Raw genomic sequence first — 1,725 nt, forward strand, 5'->3', positions numbered from 1 at the left:
AACTATGCCAAGAGCCCTAATCAAGCTCAAGCCGTTAAATCTGTTCAATTCTCTGACGTTGTACCAGGAGATTGGGCATATACTGCTCTTCAAAATTTAAGTGAGAGCTATGGCTGTGTAGACAATGCCTACACACAAAATCTCAAGAGTGGTCAGGCTCTTACTCGTTTTGAGGCTGCTGCACTTGTAAACGCATGCCTAGAAGGTGGTATGGCTTCTGCTGAAGCTAATGCTGACTTCTCACGTCTTTCTAATGAGTTTGGCACAGAGATGGCCATCCTTAAAGGAAGCGCAGAAGGCCTTGAAAACAAAGTCACAGAACTTAGTGCTGGTCAGTTCTCTGGTAGCACAAAGATTGACAACAAGGTTGTCATGGCTACTGGTTACGTCGACAATGACTTGGCAGCCAAGGTTGACGACAAGTTAACCACGACGTTCATGACCCAGACAAACATAAATACAAGTTTTTCTGGTAAAGACCGTCTTTATACCCGTATTAAGTCGGGCAACATGGCTGGTACTGACTTTAATGACGTCACACATGGTACCAAGCTAGCTGCATCTCACTCAAGCTTAGATGCAACTTCTGGAGCGCCACAAATTGTCATTGACAAATTATGGTATGAGCGTCCAGTTGGAGATTCTTTCAAAGTATGGGCTGGTCCTCTAATTGAGAACTACTACATGCTTGCAAGTTCTCCTTCTATCTATAAGCCTGTATTAAAACAGTTTGCTTTAGGTGGTAATGGACCTACTTATGGCTCAAGCACAGACGGCGGTTTCGGTGCAGCCTGGATTCAGAATGTTGAAGACAGATCAGCTGCAAGATTTGCTGTTAGTTCTAACTATGTAGCCAAGAGCTCTGAGACTTCCACAGGTGGTATTGCCACTGCTGAAACTCAAGGCAAATGGTTATCCAAGCTTGAGTATGGATCTCCTAAGTGGCAGGTTTCTTTAGCTTACGCTAAGAATATGTGCGACGACGACTACTCATGTAGGTCTTGGCAGGATAACTACACCACTGAACTTGCTGAGCAGATGGATAGGGATGCAAGCGCATATGCTTTGCGTGCTTATTACAGACCAGATACAGACAGTGCAGCTATTCCTGATATCCAGATTGGATATGAAGTCATGACTTCTGATTCACCTGCAGCTAGCGCTGGTAAGGTTACTGAAGCTGATTCATGGATGGTTGGTCTAATGTGGTCAGATGCGTTTGTTGATGGCAACCGTTTAGGACTTGCTTTCGGTCAACCTCTAAAAGCTACTGCAGTAGACAAAGTTCCTAACGGATCTGCTTGGCCTTCTGATGTAGACCCATTCACTTGGGAACTTTATTATGACTATAAAGTTTCTGATGGAATCACCGTCACACCAACAATCTTCGGTGCTTCTGATCGTTACGACGGAACAACCGGCGAAAACGACCTATTTGGTGCTCTAGTCCAAACAACCTTCAAGTTCTAATTTAATTAGATCTAAAGTAAGAAAAGCGTCCAAAATATTGGGCGCTTTTTTTATTAACTAAATTAAAATCTAAGAAAAAAAAAATTGAGTTTTATAGAGAAAGCTAATTACATAGAATGTCTCTCAGAGTTAGTAAAGAGAGATATTCTCTAGTTAAAATATATTTTTTTAGGAAGTAATTTTAATCTAAGGATTACAAATTTTAAATGGTAAATATTTGATATTAATATAATTTGTTATCGCTACCAGCAATTC

General features: G+C 41.3%; 1 protein-coding gene. It reads left to right on the forward strand.

Annotated features, from left to right (window positions below):
- On the forward strand, positions 1 to 1,470 hold a 1,470-nt coding region (locus EV07_RS09210; RefSeq protein ID WP_036919881.1), incomplete at its 5' end, for an iron uptake porin.
- Positions 1,471 to 1,725: the final 255 nt, after the last annotated feature.

The sequence above is a fragment of the Prochlorococcus sp. MIT 0603 genome (genome assembly GCF_000760215.1).
GTDB lineage: Bacteria > Cyanobacteriota > Cyanobacteriia > PCC-6307 > Cyanobiaceae > Prochlorococcus_E.